14 protein-coding genes are annotated in these 16,593 nt (G+C 70.5%); 8 read left to right on the top strand and 6 right to left on the bottom strand.

What is annotated here, in order from left to right:
- Positions 1-19: 19 nt before the first annotated feature.
- The 4 genes from ACSMXO_RS14695 to ACSMXO_RS14680 are packed head-to-tail and all read right to left on the bottom strand — an operon-like array spanning position 20 to position 5,170.
- Positions 20-2,116, bottom strand: a complete 2,097-nt coding sequence (locus ACSMXO_RS14695) for an alpha-galactosidase (RefSeq protein ID WP_455418160.1) — start codon at positions 2,114-2,116, stop codon at positions 20-22.
- Positions 2,113-2,937, bottom strand: coding sequence for a carbohydrate ABC transporter permease (locus ACSMXO_RS14690; RefSeq protein WP_455418159.1), 825 nt, complete (start codon positions 2,935-2,937; stop codon positions 2,113-2,115). The genes ACSMXO_RS14695 and ACSMXO_RS14690 overlap by 4 nt, the downstream gene beginning before the upstream one ends.
- Entirely contained in the window at positions 2,937-3,875 is a 939-nt protein-coding gene (locus tag ACSMXO_RS14685; protein WP_346258536.1) for a carbohydrate ABC transporter permease, read from the bottom strand. The genes ACSMXO_RS14690 and ACSMXO_RS14685 overlap by 1 nt, the downstream gene beginning before the upstream one ends.
- A complete protein-coding gene (locus tag ACSMXO_RS14680) occupies positions 3,875-5,170 on the bottom strand; it encodes an ABC transporter substrate-binding protein (protein ID WP_346258535.1) in 1,296 nt (431 codons plus the stop codon). The genes ACSMXO_RS14685 and ACSMXO_RS14680 overlap by 1 nt, the downstream gene beginning before the upstream one ends.
- A gap of 160 nt (positions 5,171-5,330) precedes the next feature.
- Between ACSMXO_RS14680 and ACSMXO_RS14675 the strand changes: the two genes are divergently transcribed.
- From ACSMXO_RS14675 to ACSMXO_RS14660, 4 genes are read left to right on the top strand one after another with little or no spacing between them, the layout of a single operon-like run.
- On the top strand, positions 5,331-6,077 hold the full coding sequence (locus tag ACSMXO_RS14675) for an SDR family NAD(P)-dependent oxidoreductase (RefSeq protein WP_346258534.1): 747 nt from the start codon (positions 5,331-5,333) through the stop codon (positions 6,075-6,077).
- 40 nt (positions 6,078-6,117) lie between these two features.
- A complete protein-coding gene (locus ACSMXO_RS14670) occupies positions 6,118-6,828 on the top strand; it encodes a FadR/GntR family transcriptional regulator (RefSeq protein WP_346258533.1) in 711 nt (236 codons plus the stop codon).
- Between the two features lie 56 nt (positions 6,829-6,884).
- Positions 6,885-8,030, top strand: coding sequence for a galactonate dehydratase (gene dgoD, locus ACSMXO_RS14665; RefSeq protein ID WP_455418158.1), 1,146 nt, complete (start codon positions 6,885-6,887; stop codon positions 8,028-8,030).
- A 55-nt stretch (positions 8,031-8,085) separates the two neighbouring features.
- A complete protein-coding gene (locus ACSMXO_RS14660; protein WP_346258531.1) occupies positions 8,086-8,967 on the top strand; it encodes a hypothetical protein in 882 nt (293 codons plus the stop codon).
- A gap of 88 nt (positions 8,968-9,055) precedes the next feature.
- On the opposite strand, the gene ACSMXO_RS14655 is transcribed toward ACSMXO_RS14660, so the two are convergent.
- The gene (locus ACSMXO_RS14655; protein WP_455418157.1) at positions 9,056-10,759 is read right to left on the bottom strand and encodes a cellulose binding domain-containing protein; all 1,704 of its coding nucleotides are present in this window, start codon (positions 10,757-10,759) and stop codon (positions 9,056-9,058) included.
- A 194-nt stretch (positions 10,760-10,953) separates the two neighbouring features.
- Complete coding sequence (locus ACSMXO_RS14650) at positions 10,954-12,291, bottom strand: glucuronyl esterase domain-containing protein (RefSeq protein WP_455418156.1); 1,338 nt, start codon at positions 12,289-12,291, stop codon at positions 10,954-10,956.
- Between the two features lie 554 nt (positions 12,292-12,845).
- Here ACSMXO_RS14650 and ACSMXO_RS14645 point away from each other — a divergent pair.
- The 4 genes from ACSMXO_RS14645 to ACSMXO_RS14630 all read left to right on the top strand — a co-directional run bounded on the left by ACSMXO_RS14645 (position 12,846) and on the right by ACSMXO_RS14630 (position 16,325).
- Positions 12,846-13,985, top strand: coding sequence for a sensor histidine kinase (locus ACSMXO_RS14645; protein ID WP_455418155.1), 1,140 nt, complete (start codon positions 12,846-12,848; stop codon positions 13,983-13,985).
- Entirely contained in the window at positions 13,982-14,650 is a 669-nt protein-coding gene (locus ACSMXO_RS14640; protein ID WP_455418154.1) for a response regulator, read from the top strand. The genes ACSMXO_RS14645 and ACSMXO_RS14640 overlap by 4 nt, the downstream gene beginning before the upstream one ends.
- 91 nt (positions 14,651-14,741) lie before the next feature.
- Positions 14,742-15,401: a DUF2306 domain-containing protein gene (locus ACSMXO_RS14635; protein WP_455418153.1), complete on the top strand. Its 660-nt coding sequence runs from the start codon at positions 14,742-14,744 to the stop codon at positions 15,399-15,401.
- Positions 15,402-15,656: 255 nt separating this feature from the next.
- Complete coding sequence (locus ACSMXO_RS14630; RefSeq protein WP_455418152.1) at positions 15,657-16,325, top strand: DUF6882 domain-containing protein; 669 nt, start codon at positions 15,657-15,659, stop codon at positions 16,323-16,325.
- The last annotated feature ends 268 nt before the right edge of the window (positions 16,326-16,593 follow it).

The following is a 16,593-nucleotide window of genomic DNA, read 5'->3' as shown; positions in this document are numbered from 1 at the left end:
GGGGAACGGGGGTGGTGGATCAGGCGCGCCGGAGGACGACGAGTTCCGCGTCGTGGTCGGGCGTCCACCGGACCGGCAGACCGACGGTGGTCAGGTGACTGCCGGAGTAGCGCCGTTCGTCGTGTCGGTAGGCGGCGGCCGGGTCGAGACCGGCCAGCGGGAGCCGGACCGGGCGGGACGGCAGCAGGCCGGCGCCGTCGAGCCGGCCGGTGTGCCAGGCGAGGACCACGACCGTCTCCTCGTCGGGCGCGGTGTACTGCACGGCGCAGCGCGGCTGGTCCGGGCCGCCGATCAGGTGCACGGTGCCGTGCGTGACGACGTCCCGGATCTCCTTGTACCGGGCGATCCAGCCGGCCGCCTCGCGGCGCTGCTCCGGCGTCCAGTGCCGGATGTCGGCACCGATGCCGAGCACGCCGGCCATCGCCAGCACGAACCGGAAGGCCAGCGACCGGGGGCGCTGGTCGAACAGCCCGGGCGAGTCGGTCACCCAGGAACTGAGCAGGTGCGGGGCGTTGGCATGCAGGAAGCCGTACTGGATGGCGAGCCGGTCCAGCGGGCCGGTGTTGTCACTCGGCCAGAAGACGTCGGCCCGGGCCGCCATGCCGAGGTCGGTCCGCGCCCCGCCGCCGGCACAGGCTTCGAGCAGTACGTGCGGGTGGTCGCGGCGCAGCCGCTCGTAGATCCGGTGCAGGTTGGCCACGTGCGCGCCGTCGAGGTCGACCCGCCCGGCCGCACCGGTCGCCGCGGCGAAGCTTCGGCCCGGCTCGGTACGCGGCCGGTTGAAGTCCCACTTCAGATAGCCGATGTCGTACCGCCGGAGCAGCCCGTCCACGGTGGAGTGCACGAACTCGGCCACCTCCGGGCGGCCCAGATCCAGCAGGTACTGGTTGCGGATCGGGGTCAGTGGCCGGCCCTGCACCTGGTAGACCCAGTCCGGGTGTTCGGCGTAGAGCGTCGAGCGCGGGTTGACGCACTCCGGCTCCACCCAGAGCCCGAAGTTCATCCCGAGGCCGCGGATCTCGGTGACGAAGGCGTCGAAGCCGGCCGGGAACTTCGCCGGGTCCGGGGTCCAGTCCCCCAGGCCGGCGGTGTCGTCGTCGCGGCCGACGAACCAGCCGTCGTCGACCACGAAGGTCTCGACGCCGAGGTCCGCGGCGATCCGGGCCAGCGCGAGCTGGTTCTCCGCGTCGACCGCGAAGTAGGTCGCCTCCCACGAGTTGTAGAGCACCGGCCGGGGCGTGAGCCGGTCGGCGGCGAGCCGGCGCTGGTAGTCGTGCCAGACCCGGGCCAGTCCGCCGAGCCCGTCCGGGCTGTAGGCACCGGTGACCGCCGGCAGGGCCAGCCGCGACCCGGCGGGCAGGTCGAGCGGGCCGTCGACGAGGCGCCGGCCGGCGCGTACCCGGGTCAGCCCGCCGGTGTCCCGGGTCGCGGCGATCTCCCACGAGCCGGTCCAGTCCACCGCCACCGCCCAGGCGGAGCCGTCCGGGTCGGCCTGGTCCCGGACGACGAGCCACGGGACGTACGCGTGCCCCGGTACGCCCTGCGCGCTGCCGATGGTGAACTCGCCGTGCCCGAGGTCGACGTGGTCGAGCTGGAACTCCTGCGCCCACTGCCCCCACTGGTAGCTCAGCCGTGCCCCGTGCGGCGTGGGTACGCAGAATCCGGCCGAGTCGGCCCGGTGCAGCCGCAGCGGCTCCGGGCCGGTGTTGGTCAGTTCGACCCACCGGCGCAGCACGTCGGTGCCGTCCGGAATCTCGTAGTGCAGGGCGGCGCGCAGCCCGGTGACCGGGTCGGCGAAGGTCACCACCAGCCGGCTCGGGGCACTCTCCGCCCCGACGTAGTCGAAGCCGACCCGACGGTCTCCGCCGGCGGTCTCCACCACCAGGTCGGCCCCGGTGAACGGCCGGGCGGCGTCGGTGGCGTACTCGATCGGCGCGGCGTCCCCGGCGGTGAGGAACGGCACCGGGCCGCCGTATTCCACCGGCGACGGCCCCTCGCTCACCCCGTGCGGCCCCCACGCCACCAGTTCGAGCCAGCGCCCGTGCCCGGGCACCGCCACCGTGTACTCGGTACGCGCGCCGCGCAGCGTCCACCGCCTCGGCTCAGAAGCGTTCACTTGACGGCTCCGATCGCGAGGCCGGACACGAAGTGTCGCTGGAAACGGAGGAAGACCAGCACGGTCGGCACCGCCGCGATCACCGTGCCGGCGGCGATGACGTTCCACGAGGAGACGAACTGACCCTGTAGGCCCAGCAGGGCCGGGGTGACCGGCATCCGGTCGTCGGTGCGCAGCACCGTGATGGCCCAGAGCAGGTCGTTGAAGATCCAGGTGAAGGAGAGTGCCCCGAGGGCGGCCAGCGCCGGCCGGGTCAGCGGCAGGATCACCCGGGCGAAGATCTGCCCGACCCCGGCACCGTCGATCAGGGCCGCCTCCTGGATCTCGTTCGGCAGGTCGCGCATGAAGCCGTGCAGTACGAACGTGTAGAAGCCGAGCCCGAAGCCGACCTGGACCGCGATCAGTGCCCAGAGGGTGTCGTAGAGACCGATCAGCTCGCTGAACTTGTTCACCGGAATGAGCAGGATCTGCGGTGGCAGCAGGTTGCCGGCGAGCATCAGCAGCAGGATGGTGCGCCGGCCAGGGATCCGGAACCGGGCCAGCGCGAAGGCCGCGACCGCGGCCAGCGCCAGGCTGAGCAGTACCGACGGTACGGTCACCAGCAGGCTGTTGACCAGCGCCCGCATCTGGCCGCCGTCGGTCCACGCCTGGCGGTAGGTATCCAGGGTGAACGAGCGCGGCAGGCTGCCCACCCCGTTCGCGGCGATGTCGTCGAAGGAGCGGACCGACATGCTGACGACCCAGAGGATCGGGCCGAGCCAGAGCAGCGCCACCAGGCTCATCCCGAGGTGGAAGCCGCCGGTCCGGAGCTTGCGAATCATCAGTCGTCCTCCCGGAAGGCGCGGACGAGGTAGCCGAGGATGACCGCCAGCGCCAGCACGAAGATCACGACGGCGATCGCCGAGCCGTAGCCGAGCCGCAGGCTCTGGAACGCGGTCGAGTACATGTAGGTGCTGAGCAGTTCCGACGAGTGGTACGGCCCGCCTCGGGTCAGCGCCCAGACGATGTCGAACGAGCGGAGCGAGTCGATCACGATGACCGAGAGCACCACCGCGTTGACCCCGCGTAGCTGCGGGATGGTGACATTCCGGAGCCGCTGCCAGCGGTTGGCGCCGTCCATCCGGGCCGCCTCGTGCAGCGCCGGGTCGATGGCCTTGAGACCGGCCAGGTAGAGCACCATGACGTACCCGATCTGTCGCCAGAGTGCGGGCAGGATGACCGCGTAGAGCGCGGTCTGCGGGTCGGCCAGCCAGGGGCGGATCAGGTGTTCCAGGCCGACCGCCTGGAGCACCTGGTCGGCGAGCCCGTCGGGCTGGTAGAAGACCCGCCAGACCAGCCCGGTCACCACCAGCGAGAAGACCACCGGGGTGAAGAGCGCGGCCCGGTAGAAGCCGACGCCGCGCCGCTCCTTCTGCAACAGCAGCGCCATGCCGAACCCGCCGAGGACCGAGAGTCCGCCGAAGAGCACCAGCCAGATCACGGTGTTGAGCAGGGCGCCCCGGAAGACCGAGTCGCCGGCCAGCTCGGCGTAGTTGTCGAGGCCGATGAACTGTGGCGGTTCGAGCCCGTCCCAGCGGGTGAGCGAGAAGTAGAAGCCCTGTAGGGCCGGCCAGAAGACCCAGATGCTCTCCACCGCGAAGGGTACGAGCACGAAGGCCACCAGCAGCGGCGACAGGCGCCGGGCCGGTCGCCGCCGGGACGGCTTCCGGTCCGGTGCCCGCCGCTGCCGGGGGCTCTCGGTCGGGGCGAGTGCGGTCATCAGCCCTTGAAGACCTTTTCCGCGCCCGCCTGCCACTCGCGCAGGATCGCGTCGATCTGGTCGGGCTTGTCGATGAACTTGGTCAGCGCGGTGTCGGCGGTCGGCTGGAGCGCGTCGCTGGAGTCGCGGTTGAAGAACTGGGTCAGCTCCTGCGCGCTCTCCAGCATCGCCTTGCCCTTGGCGACCAGCGGGGAGTCGGCCGGCTTGGCCTTCGGGTTGGCCGGCAGCACGAGCCCGGAGCTGTGCCTGATGTACTCCTCCTGGGCCTCGACCGAGGCCAGGTAGCTCAGCAGTGCCCTGGTGCCGGTCGGGTTACCGGTCTTGGCGCTGGCGAAGAAGCCGTCGGTCGGGCCCTCCTCGGCGACCGGCACCGCCGGGTCGATGATCGGGAACCGGAAGAAGTCAAGGTCGCCGAGGGCGTCCTTCGGGGCGGCGTCGGCGAAGAAGGCGCCGATCAGGAACATCCCGGTCTTGCCCGCCAGCAGCGCGGCGGTGGCCTCCTGGAACGGGTACGCCTTGCCCTTCGGGTCGAAGTACGGCAGCACCTCGCGCCACCGGGTGAAGACCGCCTTCACCTTCGGGTCGTCGAAGCGCTGCTTGCCGGCGAGGAGTTCGCGGTGGAACGGCGCCCCGTTGATCCGGATGTTCAGGTAGTCGAACCAGGCCGACGCCACCCACGGGGTGTCGCCGAGGCCGATGCCGATCGGCGGGACGCCCTTGCCCTTGAGGGTCTCGCAGAGCGCGACGAACTCGGTCCAGGTCTTCGGCTCCTGCACGCCCCACTTCGCGAAATTGGACTTGCGGTAGAAGAAGCCCCACCAGTAGTTGGTCATCGGCACGAAGACCTTCTTGCCGGAGGCGTCGGTGGAGATGGTGCGCAGCGCCTCGGGGTAGTCGGTCAGCCCCTGCCAGACGTCCGAGACGTCCAGCAGCAGGCCCTTGCTGGCGTAGTCGTTGGCAACCGAGCCCGCGTACCAGGTGTAGAGGTCCGGCGGGTTCGCCGAGGTCAGGTACGTCGGAAGCTGGGTGCGGTAGGTCTCGGCGGCGATGGTGTTCAGCGTCGCGCTGCCCTTGCCCTGCTTGTTGAAGGTCTCGATGATCTTCTCCATCGCGACCTTCGCCTGCGGGGAGGAGAGGTTGGACTGCACGGTGACCGGGCCGTTGCTCCCGCCGCCACCCGAGGAGGTGCTGGCGGAACTGGCGCAACCGAGCAGGCTGCCGGCGCCGAGCGCGCCGAGGCCGGCGAGCCCGAGGTGGCCGAGGAACCGGCGACGACCGGGGTCGAAGTCGCTCACGGGGAGTATCCCTTCCTCATCGACCCGGGGGCCGGGTCGCGGGTGTATCGCTCAGGTAAACGGTGTGATCCAGAAGGTTGCATCCAGGGGTCACGCCTGTCAAGATTTCTTCCTAATTAATGTTTTGATCTACGGACGGCGACGGGTGGTGAGCCAGCGAATGCGTCGACTGGACGGCAAGGTTGCCCTGGTCACGGGAGCTTACGGTGGCATCGGTGCGGCCACCGCGCGACGGCTCGCCGCCGAGGGCGCGGCGGTCGGCCTGGTCGACCTCCGGGCACCGGAGCAGGTCGCCGAGGAGATCGCCGCAGCCGGTGGCCGGGCCTGTCCGATCGTCGCCGACGTCTCCGACGAGACCGACTGGGCCGGCGCGACGACCACCCTCCGTGACCGGTTCGGCCCGGTGGACATCCTGGTCAGCAACGCCTACTTCAGCGAGGTCGCCCCGGCGCACGAGACCAGCCGGCAGTCCTGGGACCGGCAGCTCGCGGTGAGCCTCACCGGCACCTTCCTCGGCCTCAAGGCGTGCCTGGCCGACCTGCGCGCCGGCCGGGGCGCCGCCGTCCTCGTCTCCTCCGTGCACGCGATGGTCGGGCTGCCCGGCCACCCGGCGTACGCCGCCGCCAAGGGCGGGCTGGTCGCGCTCGGCCGCCAGCTCGCCGTCGAGTACGGCCCCGAGGTGCGGGTCAACACCGTCCTGCCCGGCCCGATCCTCACCGCCGCCTGGGACAGGGTGTCCGAAGTAGACCGGCAGCGCAGCGTCGCGGAGACTGTGGCCGGCCGGTTCGGCACCCCCGACGAAGTGGCGGCGGCCATCGCCTTCCTCGCCTCGCCGGATGCCGGCTACGTCACCGGCACCACCCTGGTGGTGGACGGCGGTTGGACCGCGGTGAAAGCCTCGGCCTGACACAGACCACCATCGGACGAACGAGAAGGCGCGGAGAGCATTGGCACAGTACGCACGTCGCGGTGTCCACGGTCAGACCGTCGAGGTCATCGCCCGGCGCATCCTCGCCGGTGAGATCGCCGAGGGCGCCACCCTGAACCTGGCCGCACTCCAGCAGGAGCTCGACGTCAGCCTCACCGCGCTGCGCGAGGCGCTCAAGGTTCTCACCGCCAAGGGCATCGTGGACGCCCGGCAGAAGCGGGGCACCTTCGTACGCCCCCGGTCGGACTGGCACCTGCTCGACGGTGACGTGATCCGGTGGCAGTTCGCCGAGGGCGCCGGGCAGCACCTGCTCGACCAACTGCACGAGGTGCGTACCATCGTCGAGCCGGCCGCCGCGCGGCTCGCCGCCGATCGCGCCACCGGCGCCGACCTGGCTGCCCTCGACGAGGCGCTGGCCGAGATGTCCGCCGCCACCGATCCGGTCACCGCCGTCCGCGCCGACCTGGGCTTCCACCGTGCGCTGCTGGCCGCCACCCACAACGAGCTGGTGCAGCGCATGGAGGTGGTGATGGAGACCGGACTGGCCGAACGGGACCGCCTGGTGCACGGTGTGGCACCCGAGGACGACCCGGTGCCCAGCCACCGCGCGGTGGTGGACGCGATCCGGCGCACCGACGCGACCGGCGCCGAGCAGGCCATGCGCGACCTGCTGGACAAGGCCATCCGGGACGTCCAGAAGGTACGCCGGCACCGGGGCGACCGCGAGTGAGCAGCACTGCCCGACGGTGCGCGAGCACGGGCTGAGCCATTACAGAGAGGCGTCTAGTGAAGATCGTCCGAATCGAGACCTTCCTCGTCCCACCCCGGTGGCTCTTCTGCCGGGTGGAGACCGACGAGGGGCTGGTCGGCTGGGGTGAGCCGGTGGTGGAGGGCCGGGCCGAAGTGGTCCGCGCCGCCGTCGAGGTGCTCTCCGAGTATCTGCTCGGGGAGGATCCGCTGCGGATCGAGCAGCACTGGCAGATACTCACCAAGGGCGGCTTCTACCGGGGCGGCCCCGTACTCTCCAGCGCGGTCGCCGGCCTCGACCAGGCACTCTGGGACATCGCCGGCCAGGCGTACGGCGCACCCGTGCACGCGCTGCTCGGCGGTCCGGTCCGGGAGCGGGTCCGGGTCTACTCCTGGATCGGCGGTGACGAGCCGGCCGAACTCGCCGACGCCGCCGCCGCGCAGGTCGAGGCCGGCATGACGGCGATCAAGATGAACGCCTTCGGCCTGCTCGCCGCCATCCCCAGCGCCACCGAGGTGGCGGCCGTGGTGCGCCGGGTCGCCGCCGCCCGGGAGGTGCTCGGCGACGACCGGGACATCGCGCTGGACTTCCACGGCCGGGCGAGCCCGGCGGCGGCCCGCCGCGTCCTGCCGGAACTCGCCCCGCTGCGACCGCTCTTCGTGGAGGAACCGGTACTCCCCGAGCACAACCACCAACTCGGCGATCTCGTCAACGCCTCGCCGGTGCCGATCGCGACCGGCGAGCGGCTCTTCGCCCGGCACGAATTCCTGGGGCCGCTGCGCGCGGGCGTGGCGGTGGTGCAGCCCGACCTCTCGCACGCCGGCGGCATCTCCGAGGTACGCCGGATCGCCGCGCTGGCCGAGACGTACGGCGCGGTGCTGGCCCCGCACTGCCCGCTCGGACCGATCTCGCTCGCCGCCAGCCTCCAGGTCGCCTTCGCCACGCCGAACTTCCTGATCCAGGAGCAGAGCATCGGCATCCACTACCACTCCGGCTCGGAACTGCTCGACTACGTGCTGGACCGGGAGCCGTTCCGGTTCGTCGACGGGCACCTGCGCCGGCCGGAGGCGCCCGGGCTCGGCATCACCGTCGACGAGCAGGCCGTTCGCGCCGCCGCCCGGCGGGGGCACGCCTGGCGCAACCCGGTCTGGCGGCACGACGACGGCTCCTTCGCGGAATGGTGAGCCGGGACGAGGCGCGGCGAGCCCGCGCAGTGGGACGAGCAGCCGGCGGGACGGAATGCTGAGCCGGCTGGCCGGGCCCGCACCGGTCGCCGTGCCGCTGCGGGTCACCCTCGACCACCGGCACGGTGGACGGTGGACCAGCCTGGCCGGTGGCGGACGCGAGTGGCTCTGGCGGGGCGGCGCGACCGGCCGGGACCGGGTCGCCCCGGGCGACGCGTTCGTCGACGCGGGCGGCCTGGAGGAGTGCGTGCCGACCGTACGCGGCATCCCGGACCACGGCGACGCCTGGTCCCGCCCCTGGCGGACCACCGGTCCGGGCAGCGCGGTCGTCGACTGTGCCGAGTTCACTCTCGCCCGCCGGGTCACCGGGCAGGCGGGCGCGGTGCTGGCCCGCTACCGACTGGCCGCCGAGCCGGGCTACCGGTTCGTCTGGGCCGCGCACGCCCTGCTCGACCTGTCACCGTCGGCCCGGCTGGTCGCCCCGCCGGGCACCCCCACCCGGCTCTATCCGGAGGCCGCCGACCTGCTGCCGCCCGGGACGTGGCGGACCGGCGACCGGTGGCACACCGGCGCCTGGCCCGACCCGGCCGGATTGCCGCTGGACCGGTTCGGTCCGGACGACGGCACCGCGCTCGGTGCCGTCCTGGTCGGAGCCGACGACGTACGGGTGGTGGACGGCGCCGATCTGCTCCGGCTGCGCCTGCACTGTCCGGACCAGCCCCGCGCCACCGCGCTCTGGCGCAACCTGCGGGGCTGGCCGGCTGCGGCACCGTACCGGAGCATCGGGGTCGAGCCGATGCTCGGCCAGGTCTTCGACCTGGCCGAGGCGGACCTCGACACCACGCCCGGCGGGAACGCCGCGGTGGTACCGGCCAGCGGTGAGGTCGAGTGGGAGTTGGTCCTCACGGCTCACCGCTCGCCCCGCGCCGACCGCTGACGACCCCGAATGTACCTTTTCAACCTTGAAAAGGTTCGATGTTCTGGCCGGGTCCGGCGCTCCGGCGGACCCGGCCAGAACAGGTTGTTCAGCTACAGGCGGTGCCATTGAGGGTGAAGCCGCTCGGTGGGGCGCTGTTGCCGTTGTGGCTGGCTTGGAAGCCGATGGTGGTTGAGCCTCCCGGTGGGATGGATGCGTTGTAGCTGACGTTCGTTGCGGTCACCTGACCACTGGCTGGTGAGTAAGTGGCGTTCCAGCCGGAGGTGATGGTCTGCCCGGATCCGAGGGTGAATCTCAGCGACCAGCCGTTGATGGCGCTCGTGCCGGTGTTGGTGATGGTGATGTTGCCGGCCAGGCCGGTGTTCCAGGCACTGATCGAATTGGTCACCTGGCAGCCTCCAGCGCCCGTGGGCGGGGTGGTCGGCGGGTTAGTGGGCGGGGTGGTCGGCGGGTTGGTGGCGGCGGGACCCTCGCTGACGGTGATCGTGGAGATGCTCCGCGCAGGGATGTTGACAGTCACCTGTCCGCCGCTCACGTTGGCCGGCTGTGACTGCGCGCTCAGGTTCTGCGAAGTGACGGAGTACTCGGCCTTCGAGATGTTCTGCGGGACCTGGACGACGGCATTGTCGACCGCGCTGTTCGAGCGGTTGAGAATCACCAGCGTGACCTTGCCCTCGCCCTGGTAGGCCGTGACCTCCAGCGAAGAGGCTCTTGAGCTCTTCGAGAGGGCGACCCGCTTGTCGCCGGGCCGGACGTGCTTTGAGTACTGTGAAAATGCGTAGCCGCGCTTGAGGACCGCGCCCTTCGTGGTCCCGTACTGCGAATCGCCGTCACCGATAAAGGAGTAGAAGCGGCGGCCGTACCACCAGATGTACGCGCTCCAACCGGACTCCATCGACCGGTGCACGGTCCGCATGATGTCGTCCAGCGTCTCGTTCCAGACAGCCGCGTTGCTGGGATTCCCCCAGATGTTCGAACCGCTCCCGTCGGCCGCGTGCAGGTTCCACTCGGTCATCCACTGGTTCTTGCCGTACTGCGCCGCCAGCGGATAGGGGGACAGGTTTCCACTGTTCTCGGCGTCGTACAGGTGGCCGCCGACATAGCCGATGTTGTTGCGCGCGGTGGCATCCTGCAGCGTGGGGTCGGAATACGCGCGGTTGAATCTCAAGGATTCGGCAACCATGAGCTTGGTGTCCCTGACCTTGGCGCCCTGGTCCCGGACGAAGTTCCGCAACTCGGTGCCGGTCCAGTCCATCGAATCGTAGTCAGGGTGCCAATCCGGCTCGTTCTGCACCGAGGTCACGTCGATCGTGACGCCCTGACTCTTCATGTACTGCACGTAACTGTTGAGGTGCTCGGCATAGTCGTCGTAGTAGTCGGTCCTGAGCTTGCCACCGCCGACCCTGCTGTTGTTCGTCTTGAAGTGGGCGGGGGCGGTCCAGGGCGAAGCAAGAATCTTGACATCGGAGCCGTACGACTTTGCCGTCTGCAGGCTGCTCGCGTACAAGCCCCACTCGCTCGACACCGGCGACACCACGGTCCGAACGATCGACATGCCGAGCTGCCCCTGGCCCATGCCGACGAGCGTCTGGGTCTCGCTGGTCGTCCACGGGCTACCGGAACCACCGAAGATCGGGGTCGCCGCCCCGAACCCATCGATCGTCTGGTACGACGAGGCGGTATTGACGGTGATATCAGGCGTTGCGGCCAACAGAGGCGGGGCGGTCAGGACTCCCGCCACGGTGACCAACGCGGTCGCCGCGGCCACCACCAGAATCGGGGATTTTTTCACGGTTTACTCCACTAGCTCGTGCGGCAACAGCCGGGGCGGTGTCGATGGGCATGGCGCGCTCCTGATCGCCGACAGCTCTCGCTGTCATGGTTGATCCATTCGATACCAATCGCCGTTGAGCCGCTGCGGTGTATATATGGGTTGCGGCAGGTCGAAGTGATATCCGCCAGAGACAATCTGCCGAGTCGCTGGCGTCAGCCGGCGGTGCAGGACCTGATTTGTGGTCGGGCTGAACTGTTGCCGTTCGTCATGGTGGTGAAGCCGAACGTGTTGCCGCTGCCGTTGGCGCGTACGGTCATCACGTTTCCGCTGCTGTCCCAGCTGAAGCCGGCCGCCCGGCTCGAAATCCTCATCGCACCCGGGGCGTTGCCCGTCTTCAACAGGTACTTCTGGATGTGCTGCTGCAACGGGGTCCGCCATTCGGCCCGGTTGGCACAGTGGCTGCCGTCCTGGACGTCGGACCAGTAGGTGATGTTGTCGCCCGCGCCGAGGGCCTGGTAGACCTCCGCTCCGCCCAGCGCCGCGACGCTGGCCGACCGGGGGCCCAGGTTGGCGATGTGCGGGTTGTCCATGATGAACAGCCCGCGCGGGGCGATCATCGCGACGATCTCGTGGGTGTCCACCGGCAGGTTGTTCGGGTTGCTCGTGAACGAGCCGAAGGCGTCGCCGAGCCACGGCTGCTCGCCGTACGCGCTGCTCAGACTCTGCGCACCCTCGCCGGGGATGCCACGGAAGATGGGGACACCGGCGCTGCCGGACTCGATCGGCATCGTCAACGCGATGCGCTGGTCCAGCGCGCCGACCGCGAACGCGCCCTTGCCGAACCGAGAGCAACCCGTGACGCCGATGTCGGTGCGCAGGATGTTGCCGCCGGAGGACTCGATGACGTCGATGATCCGGCTGACCCCCCACGACCAGGCGGCCAGCAGCCCGGTGCTGCTCGTGTTGCCGTAAACGCTGTAGAAAGCGCCCTGCTTGTTGTTCCGGGGCGTACCCTCCCGACCCACCGCGTACGGGTCGTAGTTGATGACCGCCGCGCCGGCGGAGCGGATGGCGGCGGTGTCCGCGCCGAAGCCGCCCAGGACCACGACGGCCGGGAAAGGGCCGGTGCCGCTGGGCAGTTGGACACTGGCCGAGAAGCTGGAACTCCTGCCGTTGTGCGACACGTTCACCGTGATGTTGCTGTTCGACACGGTACCCGTGACACTTGCCGGCTTCGCCGGCTTGTCGCCGTAGACGTAACGCTCGACCAACTCCTTGAGCTGCGCGCGCTGGCACCGCCAGTCGGCCTTGCCGGAGATACGCGTGCCGTCCAGCCTGCGGAACGGGTCGGGCAGCCGGGAGTTCGCGGTCAGCGAACCGGGCAACGAGACCGAACAGTCGGTGCCCTCGTCCTCGACGGGCGAGGCCGCCGCGCGAGCGGGCGTGGTGGTGTGCGCCACGACGGTTGCCGCGGCACCGACGGCGAGCGCCGCTACCGCCAGCGCGACGACCGTCGAACGGAACCTGGAGCGACCTGAGCGGACGACCATCTGGCCTCTCCTCTCATCAGGGGTGGTGGGAAGGTGGGCGACCGCATCCGACGGAGCAGAGTGCCCGTTGGCGAGACACATTGGCGTTGGTCAATGTGATCGCCAACATAACCTCACCTTCATGTGCCCGCAACCCTCGCTCCCGGGCCGGCACGGCGGCAAAACTCGGCGGAATCCGCCGCCGCCAAACCGAAAGCGGGCATACCGTCCGAGCGGCGGCGCGGAAGGCGCAAGCGGCGGGCCTGAGCGTGACCAGGCGGCATCGGATGGAAAGCTGAGCGCCTGCCCGGAGGAGGCAGATCGTGAAGTTGTCCAAGAGGCGGCGGCGGTTCGACGTGCCACTGTGGCCGTACCACTGAACCCTTTTCAACCTCCCCTTGCGGTGCGGTGGACCGCAAGGTCAGACGCGGTGCGTGACGCCGCGCGGTTCAGGTTGGCAAGGGTTCACTCCTGGGCCCGCCGCGGGAGCACCCGACCCGAAGCACTCCGGTGGGACGAACCGGTCGTACTTTGGGCTGATCTGGAAGTCGCACCACCGTTCGTACGATGGTCCGGTGCACCCTCGTCTGCGCGCCGTGCTGGTCGAGCCGCGTGCCCCACATGCCCCGGCCCGCGTGTGGCGCGACTGGGCATTGATCGCCGTCTTCGGGCCGGCGATCGTGCTGGAGGGGATCCTCCGGCCCGACCTGCCGTGGCGGGTGGGCTGCGTCGTCATCGCGCTCGCGCTGCTGTCCACGCTGCTGTGGCGGCGCACCCAGCCGCTCGCGATGGTGGCGATCGCGTTTGGCTTCACGGCGGTCGCCCCGTTCGTGCTGCCCGGCGACGCCTGCCGCATGTACACGTCGAGCTTCCTCGTCCTGCTGTCCTACGCGCTGATCCGCTGGGGTTCCGGCCGGGACGCCGTGATCGGTTCGGCGTTCGTGGCGGCCAAGGTTGCCGCCGCCGGCATGACCGGCTCGATCGGCGGCGGTGAGGTGGTCGCCGGCTTCGCGGTGATGTTCGCCGCCGCCACGCTCGGCGCCGCGGTCCGCTTCCGCGCCGCCGCCCGGCTACGCGAGCTCGACCGGGTCAAGCTCCTGGAGCGCGAGCGCCTCGCCCGCGACCTGCACGACACCGTGGCCCACCACGTCTCGGCGATGGCGATCCGTGCCCAGGCCGGCATCGCCGCCTCGGCCAGCCAGCCGGGCGCCGCCGTCGAGGCACTCCGCGTGATCGAGGCCGAGGCGTCCCGCGCGCTCGCCGAGATGCGCGCGATGGTCCGGGTCCTGCGCCGCGACCAGCCCGCCGAGCTGGCGCCCAGTCCGCGGGTCGCCGACATCGAGCGGCTCGCCGGCCGCTTCCGCGCCGGGCCGGACGTCGACGTGGAGATCCGCGGCGACCTTGACAACCTCCCGCCCACGGTCGGCTCCGCGCTCTTCCGCCTGGCCCAGGAGTCGATCACCAACGCCCGCCGCCACGCCCGGCACGCCACCCGCATCGAGGTCAGTGTCGCGGCCGACGACACCTCCGTGCGCCTGCGGGTCAGCGACGACGGCGAGACCGGCGCCGCTCACCCGCCCGGCTCGCCCGGGTTCGGCCTGATGGGCATGATGGAACGCGCCGACCTGCTCGGCGGCACCTGCGAGGCCGGCCCCAACCCCGACCGCGGGTGGACCGTGACGGCCGTGCTCCCGCGCGCGGGGGTTGGCGCGTGACGGTGCGCGTGCTCGTCGCGGACGACCAGGAGATCGTCCGCACCGGCCTCACCATGATCCTGAACGCGCAGCCCGGCATCGAGGTCGTCGGCGAGGCCGGCGACGGCCACCGTGCGGTCGAGCTCGCCCGGCGGCTCCGCCCCGACGTCTGCCTCTTCGACATCCGCATGCCCGGCATGGACGGCATCGAGGCCACCCGGGCGCTCGCCGGGCCATCGGTCGCGGCGCCACTCGCGGTGGTCGTCATCACGACCTTCGATCTCGACGACTACGTGTACGCGGCACTGCGCGCGGGCGCCCGCGGCTTCCTGCTCAAGGAGGCCGGCCCCGATCTGCTCACCCAGGCCGTGCACGCGGCCGCCAACGGGGACGCGCTCATCGCACCGAGCGTCACCACGCGGCTGTTGAAGGCGTTCGCCGACGCGGGTCCCGCCGCGCCGCCGAAGCAGCCGATCGAGGCGCTCACCGACCGGGAGGAGCAGGTGCTGGTCGCGGTCGCGCGGGGGCGCACCAACAAGGAGATCGCCGGCGATCTCTACATCACGCTGAGCACCGTCAAGTCACACATCACCAGCCTGATGACCAAGCTCGGCGTGCGTAACCGGGTCGAGATCGCGATGTGGGCGTACGAGACCAACCGCAACCGGGCGCGGGGCGACCGCTGAAAGTACGACGACGGCGTACGACCAAGGACCGGCCCGATCGCGGCCCATGTGCCGATGAGCCGGGGCGGCTGCGGCGGTCACCATCGATGGCATGACGAGGCGTGAGTGGCGGCTGCCGTCCGCGTTGATCCTGCTGGCCCTGATACCGATAATCGCCGGCGCGGCACGGGTGACCGAGCTGAGCACCGGCCCGGAGGTCACCCCGGCGAACATCCGCTTCGTCGCCGACCCGCTGCCGGTGGTACTGCACATCGTCGGCGCGGTGGTCTACACGATCCTCGGCGCCTTCCAGTTCGTACCCAGCCTGCGCCGCCACCACTGGCACCGCGTCGCCGGCCGGCTACTCGTTCCCTGTGGAATGACGGTCGCCCTCACCGGCCTGTGGATGACGTTCGCGTACGACCTGCCGGCCCACGACAACGACGTGCTCGCCGGCATGCGGCTCGTCTTCGGCTCGGCCATGGCCGCCTCGATCCTGCTCGGCCTCGCCGCCGCGCTGCGCCGCGACTTCACCCGGCACCGGGCGTGGATGGCGCGCGGCTACGCGATCGGCCTCGGCGCCGGTACGCAGGCGTTCACGCACGCACCGTACGTCGCGGCGACCGGCGAACAGCCCGACGGGAACATCCGGGCCGGGCTGGTGCTCGCCGGTTGGCTGATCAACCTTGCCGTGGCCGAGTGGTACCTGCGCCGCCCGGCCCGCACAGCGCGAGCGCGAGCAGCTCGCCGGTCGCGTGTCGCTGCCGGATGAAGCCCTCCGGGGCGTCGCCGAGCCCGCCGTCCACCGACAGGGCACGCTGCCCCGGCCGCCCCACAACCGACTACGCCACAGCCCTGGGGCTGGCGCGGTGGCGAGCACACCGACTACTGGTCCTGTTCCGGTTGATGCTTCCACTCACATCTCAACTAGCCTGCGGCGACAACGAGGTGACGCCGGCGTATCTGTCCCGGGATCCGCGCCGCATGCGGAGGCACGCCTCACCTTGCGGTCTGGCACACTGCAGCGATGCTGACGTTTGATCGACTCTTCGCCGAGCATGTCGCGACCGGGCTCGCCCGCCAAATGGCGCTGAGCGAGCTGATCGGCGAGCGTGACTGGCAACTCGACGTAACCAGTGGCACCGTGACCTTCGGGAACGACCTGCGGTACCACATCCAGCTACTCGGCACTGAGAGCCACGACGACGGCAGCTGGCTGTGGGCATGGGCCAACGAGGCGAGCGACCTCCCGCCGGCGCTGCTGCATTTGTGCGGCTGGCTGCGCGAGTACGGCCACCGCCAGGGAGTTGCCGAGCTCACCGAGCCCACGTTCGCGCTTCAGCGTGCAGACGGTCACCGCCTCGCCATGCTGGCCTCCGGCCTGACCGGCCGGTGTTACTTCCGCGGCCCGTACCCCGGCGGCGCGGTCTTCTTTCACCTCGACGACGCCCCGCCGCAGATCACCGCGCCTGTCCGGCCGGAGCGCGTGCTGACCGTTCTGGGCCAGGTCCTTCAGGGCTTCCCGGTGGACCACCGCATTGCCGTGGAGTCGTTCCTGCACCAGCAGTCGTGGCGCCTGGACCAGGCGCCCACGTCGGTGACCGCGCACCACTCCGACGGATCCACCCTGCGCGTCGACTTCGACGCCGTGGGTCGGGTCAGCAACATGTCCGGCACGGTCAGGGCTGTTGCGTAGTCGATTGAGGGTCCATCGCTCACACGACCTCATCGGCGCCGTGACCCGGAGCAACCCGACAACGCAATAGCCCTGCCGGCCCGTCCCAGATCCGGATAGAGCTGCTTGTTCAGGCCGGCGGCGAACGTGATGTCGAACAGCGCACGCGGTACCCATGGCCGCCTTCCTCCTCGGCCATGTTGGGCTTTCGCTCGCAACCTCGACGCGCAGCGCCGCCTTCCTGGCCACGCGACCCAACGGGCGGTCAGCCTCGGCCGGGGTGGCTGCC

The sequence above is a fragment of the Plantactinospora sp. DSM 117369 genome, from assembly GCF_053764795.1.
The sequence above is the reverse complement of the archived record's forward strand: the minus strand, read 5'-3'. Positions and strand labels throughout refer to the sequence as shown.

What these genes read in the sequence shown, in the direction of transcription:
- ACSMXO_RS14630 (WP_455418152.1), top strand. Translation starts at nt 15,657, where the DNA reads ATGCTGACGTTTGATCGACTCTTCGCCGAGCATGTCGCGACCGGGCTC.
- ACSMXO_RS14635 (WP_455418153.1), top strand. Translation starts at nt 14,742, where the DNA reads ATGACGAGGCGTGAGTGGCGGCTGCCGTCCGCGTTGATCCTGCTGGCC.
- ACSMXO_RS14675 (WP_346258534.1), top strand. Translation starts at nt 5,331, where the DNA reads ATGCGTCGACTGGACGGCAAGGTTGCCCTGGTCACGGGAGCTTACGGT.
- ACSMXO_RS14690 (WP_455418159.1), bottom strand. Translation starts at nt 2,937, where the DNA reads ATGATTCGCAAGCTCCGGACCGGCGGCTTCCACCTCGGGATGAGCCTG.
- ACSMXO_RS14685 (WP_346258536.1), bottom strand. Translation starts at nt 3,875, where the DNA reads ATGACCGCACTCGCCCCGACCGAGAGCCCCCGGCAGCGGCGGGCACCG.
- ACSMXO_RS14650 (WP_455418156.1), bottom strand. Translation starts at nt 12,291, where the DNA reads ATGGTCGTCCGCTCAGGTCGCTCCAGGTTCCGTTCGACGGTCGTCGCG.
- ACSMXO_RS14660 (WP_346258531.1), top strand. Translation starts at nt 8,086, where the DNA reads ATGCTGAGCCGGCTGGCCGGGCCCGCACCGGTCGCCGTGCCGCTGCGG.